Below are 5,817 nucleotides of genomic sequence, written 5' to 3'. Positions count from 1 at the left end.
TAATCGGTGTTCGAAGCTCCATGATTTGAGCGGAAGACAAATGAATCCCTAATCTCTCATTCAATATCAATTGAAGTTTCATTAGAGACAATGAGTTTCCTCCCAATTGGATAAAATCATCATCCAATAGGACACTGTCATAGTCCAAAACCTCTTTAAACCCATCAACAACAGATTGGATAAGGTCATCTCCAATGAGAATATTGGAACTTTCCCTAATCTTATTCTTCAGCAATGACTTGTCAAGCTTGCCATTTGGATTCAATGGAATGCTATCCAACTTAACAAAAAGTGATGGAATCATATAATAAGGCAATTCATTTCCTAAAGCATCTTTAACTTTCCCAATATCAAAGTCATCATTTGATACATAGTATGCAATGAGATTGTCATTGTCAACATCCAAGTAAATGTCAGAAATTTCCGGAAAGCTTTTCATGATGTTTAAAATTTCTCCGGATTCAATACGGAAAGCCCTGACAGACAATTGATCATCCTTACGGCCAATGATTTCAATCTCACCATCAAAATTATAAAATCCAATATCACCGGTTCGGTACATTCTTTCATTGTCTTTGCAGGTGGAATGAGGATTATCTACAAAAGATTCGGCTGTCAATTCTGGATTATCATAGTATCCGGGACTTATATAATCGCTTGAAATGCAAACTTCCCCTGGGACTCCAATAGGAACATGCATACCCTCATCATCCAGAACATATGCCCAAGTGTTTGGGACAGGCCATCCAACAGTAGTGCTTTCACTGTCAACGTTTAAATCAAATATCTTAACCAATGCCATAATAATTTCTGTTGTACCGTAAAAGTTAACCAAACGGGTGTTGCTTTTTCTATTGCTTAATTCATTTAGTTTTGCACCTGCTAAAATCAAATGCTTCAACTTAATATCCTCATTTTCATAAATAGGAATGCCTATTGAAGGAGGCAAAATCAAATCACTCATTTCCTGGTCTTTAAGAGCTTTTACCAACAATAAGCTGTCCTTCTGTTCAATTTCATTGAAGATTCTGAGTGTTTCTGCAAAAATGAAGCATACAAACAACCTAATAGATGCGATAAAACTAAAGCTTGCAAAATATCCTACAGTACTGCCGCAAGAAGTCTTAAAAGTATCTTTAAATGCAACAGCCATACCCTTGATTTGCTTATTGGAAACCATTACACCTTTGGGAAGACCAGTTGTTCCTGATGTGAATATTATTGCGAATAAGTCATCAGCAGTTCCTAAGCATTCAACTGGTTTTCTAATGTCCATATTCAAATCTTCAATATAGATAAAATCCCTATTGAAATCAAGATGCTTAAACTCCCTAGTGCTTATGATGCATTTGGACTGACTTAAATCCAACATGTGTTCAATACGATTGAAAGGATAATTAGGGTCAATTGGAGTAAATGCAACTCCAATCATATTCAATGCCAAGACAAGTTCTGGGAAATGGTAATTTCTTGGAAGCATCAATCCTACACAATCCCCTAAAGCCAATCCATAATTATTAAGCAAATCATATGCAATGGAATTTGTAGAATCCTTTAATTGGCTATAGCTTACTTGATTGACACCATCATCAATAGCTATCATATCAGGATATTCGATTGCATTTTCAATGAAGGACATGGCTAATGTCTTTTCCTTATCCACCTCAAGAGTTTTTCCTTTGGAATAGGATGAAATCAAGTCTCTTTCATCTTCAGATAGAATATCCAAATCCTTAGATTTTTGATTAGGACAATCTAAAGCATTTTCAATTAAGGAAGAAATATTCTTACCCATGTGACTTATGTATGTATCGGAGAACAAATCAGAGTTATAAACCAGTTCTAAGGAATTTCCATAGATATTCAAGGTCAAGGCAGATCCTTCCCCATTTTTAACTGAATTTTCCTCCAGATCAGAAAGGTCATAAATTGAATAGCTTGATAAGTTCTCATCAATATCTGAAGACTTGTCTTCGGCAGCTTGAGCATAGGCCCTTTTTACTTCATTCAAATGATCAATGAATGAATTGTCTTTTATATAATCGATTTTCAATAAGGAATTTGCTGTTTTAAGAATGCAACCTTCCGTATTGTCTATTCTGGATAGGTATAATGAGAATATTGCAATTAAAAACTCAAATTTGGAACAATCATATTGATTTGAAAAGGAGTCGATTCTTTGATTGTCCAATGATATTTTAATGGATTCATAGTTATTTGAAGAGACATTATGGAATTTGATGTATTTTCCTATGGAAGATGAATTCTCTTCAAGATCTGGATTATTGCCTTCTAAATGTTTATTTTCAAAATGTTCTTCTTCTCTTGAATTGATGTCAAAACCAGATTTAATTCCCTTAGAATCCATAAAACTCACTGATAAATTAAAATTAAATTAATATGTTATAAATAATTAAATTTTTTGAATAAAATACAAATTTAAAAAATTTAAATTATACAAAAAGCTAAAACTTAATAAATCAATTATAATTTTATTCTTAATTAATAATATATATTTCTAAAAAAAGTAAAGGTATTTTCATAAAAAAGATGGGAAAAAACTCTAAAAGAATAAAAAAAGAAAAATTAGAAATTAATATAAAAAACAATTCTCTTCATGAGAATTTATAACACCAACAGTTTGAAGATAGGAATACATGGTAACCGGACCTAAGTATTTCATTCCCCTTTTTTTCAAATCTTTTACCATGTCTCTGGACAATTCGGATTCAGTTAATCCTCGCTCATGAAATATCTCGCCGTTGGTAAAGGTTTTGATGTAGTCATAGAAGCTGCCATGCTCTTTTTGGATTTCTATGAATACTTGTGCATTATTTATGACAGCATTGATTTTGTTTCTGTTTCGGATGATGTTTTCATTTGACAATAGCTCTTCTATTTTTTCCTTGTCATAATTAGATATCATCTCAACATCAAAGCCGTCAAATGCTTCTCTAAATGCTTCCCTTTTCCTAAGCATTATCTCCCATGAAAGTCCTGTTTGAAAATTGACCAAGACCAAGATTTCAAAGAGATAATCATCCTCAAAATTGGGAACACTGAACTCTTCATCATGATATTTCTTTAGAATGTCATTTGCTTCACTTACCCAATGACATCTTGTTTTATCAGACATGTTAATATGTTAAATTTTGATATTATTAATATTTGTTATATTGATTTGAATGATGAAGAATGTCAATTGAAAACTATTAAAAACAGAAAAAGGATATTGTTAGAATTTCGATGTGGGATGGAGATTTTGGATGATTAAAATTTTTTTAACCATCAAATGCTATCTCATCATAAACCATAGGAACTGCCATATAATTTACAATATTATTGATAGACCATTGATGATGTTTCCAGGTGTCTTCGCCGATTGTCTTGAATACCCTTACAGCACCATAGCCACAAGCATGAGCTCCAAATACACATGCAAACTCAACATCGAGGTTATGACTTATTTTAATCCCATACTGCCAAGCCACACAATAAGACTCATTGGTGGTGATCCTTTCCTCAGCAGTTGCAGTCTTTATGATATAATCGCTTGGAGTATTCTTGTCATGATAAATCATCTTTCCTTTGGCAAGGGCAATGAATATTCCATCAAAATCAAATATATCTGGACTAGATAAAACTTCAAAAAACTGGTCTGATAGAAAATTAAATTTATATTCTCTTTTTTCAGCAAATTCCTTGTAAGAATACATTTCGCCATCCTTATCAAAAATATAAACGGAATCTTCCCCGTCCAGTTCATATGCATTTTCAATTGTATTTCTGATGTCTATCATATGGCAGTTTATTTCTTCCATTAATTTAAGTGTATTTTCTTTTGTAAAATCCATAATTTAACCCCCGTTGATACGTATACACTAAATGAAGTTTGGTGACATATAAATGTTTGGAATTTAAAAAAAGTCATTTATCCTCAAGATTATTTCAATCATAAAAAACAGACAGACAAGTCGGTACATTTATATACTTAAATTTCCATAGTATTTTTAACGATGTTTAAAATCGTAAAAAAATATTTAGGAGTTATCAAAATGGATAGATTAAAAGACAAAGTAGCTATCGTTACTGGTGCTACAGCAGGTATGGGAAGAGCAATTGCTAAATTATTCGCCCAAGAAGGAGCATGCGTATCCCTCATTGCAAGAAGAGAGAACAAATTGCAAGAGCTTGTCGATGAAATAGAAGCTGACGGAGGAAAAGCCATTTATGTAGTTGGTGACGTGTCAGTGCAGGAAAACATTGATGAACTTGTCAAAAAAACAGTAGACACCTTTGGTAAAATCGATATTTGTGTCAACAATGCAGGAGTTCCTGACCCATTGACTCCTGTGGCAGATGTTGATGATGAACTATGGAACAAAGTGCTGGACGTCAATTTGACTGCAATAATGAAAATGATGCGTGCAGTAATTCCTGAAATGGATAAAAACGGAGGAGGATCCCTTGTAACTGTCGCATCTGTCGGAGGAATTACCGGTACTGTTGCTGGTGCTTCATATGTTGCATCCAAACATGCAGCCATCGGTTTGGCAAAGAACACTGGATTCCTCTACCAAAACCACAACATCAGGTCAAACGTCATTGCACCAGGTATGGTAAACACAGATATGGCTGCAACTGTAGACCCTGCACAATGCCATCCTGAAGGATTTGAATTGATTTCCAAACAAATGGCTTTAACACCAAGATTCGGAGAATCTGAAGAGATAGCACAAGTTGCCTTATTCCTTGCATCCGATGAATCAAGCATTGTTAACGGTACTGTTATCAGAGCGGATTGCGGTTGGAGAAGTTAAGAATAATCTCATTTATTTTTATCATCTCCTTTTTTTATTTTTAGGAAAACTATTTTTCACTTAAATGTATTGCACTGTTTGCATGCTGCAGTGCAATTCCCTTAAAAAATTGAATTCAGAATATATTTTTAATTATCCATAAATAATAAATGATAGTTTCAACTAACCTAATATTGTGTAATTTATTTTAATTTAACTGATCAAGGCAAAAAAATGACAATGACCGCAAAAGATAAAATATTGTTTTCAGCATTCAAGCTATTTTTAGAAAAAGGTTTTGCTGGTGTTTCCACATCAGATATAAAAAGGGAAGCTGGCGTTTCAACAGGAAATTTTTATCATCACTTCAAAACAAAGGAAGATTTGATTGTAACTGTGATGGAAAAATACATTTTTGACTTTTTTGACAGTAATCTGGAAGCAATAAGACAATTTAATGGGGATTACAAGGAAAATTTATACTATTTGCTCATCAAAATCAGCGGTTACGATATTGAAATGACTAATGAAACCTCATTTTACAGCCAGTTTGAGATTTCAGACTTCAGAAGGATCCACTTGCTTTATCTGGAAGGAATTCAAAAGTATGAAATAATGAGAGACAGATACTGCGCATTTAACTTGAAGCTCTTGGATTACATTAAGGAAATGGTAGTGGAAGGCCAGTCAAAAGGTGAAATCATCGATAAAGACAGCGATGATTTGGCTAAATTCGTTCAGTCAACCATCAATGGAACATTTTTAATGTGGGTTTCCGTTCCGGATTATGATTTAGTCGAGCTCATGAGAACCAATATCGATTCCATGTGGGATTTGATCAAGGTTGAAAAGTAATCAATATTTTTTTACTATTTTTTAAATTTTTACATCAACCCAGTTATCTTTTCGATTACGCTGCAATGTTATTGGATTATTTTTGAATATTCCATGTCACTTTCCTTTTAGAAAATCAATGAAAATTAATTATAATGAGCCAATCCTGATTTTTTAATGAAAT

The 5,817-nt window shown here is 33.1% G+C and carries 5 protein-coding genes; 2 read left to right on the top strand and 3 right to left on the bottom strand.

The genetic code is table 11. The annotated features are described in order from the left end of the window. The 3 genes from ACKI67_RS01345 to ACKI67_RS01335 all read right to left on the bottom strand — a co-directional run. Positions 1-2,368 (bottom strand): non-ribosomal peptide synthetase (locus ACKI67_RS01345; RefSeq protein ID WP_407461597.1); only part of this gene is annotated, 2,368 nt, incomplete at its 3' end. A gap of 225 nt (positions 2,369-2,593) precedes the next feature. Beyond that, positions 2,594-3,136 (bottom strand): DNA-3-methyladenine glycosylase I, encoded by a 543-nt coding sequence (locus tag ACKI67_RS01340; RefSeq protein WP_407461596.1) that lies wholly within the window; start codon positions 3,134-3,136, stop codon positions 2,594-2,596. A 145-nt stretch (positions 3,137-3,281) separates the two neighbouring features. Next, positions 3,282-3,854 carry a hypothetical protein gene (locus ACKI67_RS01335; protein WP_407461595.1) on the bottom strand — a complete coding sequence of 191 codons (573 nt, stop codon included), beginning with the start codon at positions 3,852-3,854 and terminating at the stop codon, positions 3,282-3,284. Between the two features lie 201 nt (positions 3,855-4,055). On the opposite strand from ACKI67_RS01335, the gene ACKI67_RS01330 reads away from it, so the two are divergent. Together ACKI67_RS01330 and ACKI67_RS01325 are read left to right on the top strand one after the other, a co-directional pair. Continuing rightward, the gene (locus ACKI67_RS01330; RefSeq protein ID WP_407461594.1) at positions 4,056-4,820 is read left to right on the top strand and encodes an SDR family oxidoreductase; all 765 of its coding nucleotides are present in this window, start codon (positions 4,056-4,058) and stop codon (positions 4,818-4,820) included. A gap of 213 nt (positions 4,821-5,033) precedes the next feature. Then, positions 5,034-5,654 (top strand): TetR/AcrR family transcriptional regulator, encoded by a 621-nt coding sequence (locus ACKI67_RS01325; RefSeq protein ID WP_407461593.1) that lies wholly within the window; start codon positions 5,034-5,036, stop codon positions 5,652-5,654. Positions 5,655-5,817: the final 163 nt, after the last annotated feature.

The sequence above is a fragment of the Methanobrevibacter sp. genome, assembly GCF_045577275.1.
Lineage (GTDB): Archaea > Methanobacteriota > Methanobacteria > Methanobacteriales > Methanobacteriaceae > Methanobrevibacter.
This window is presented reverse-complemented; position numbering and strand designations above follow the sequence as displayed.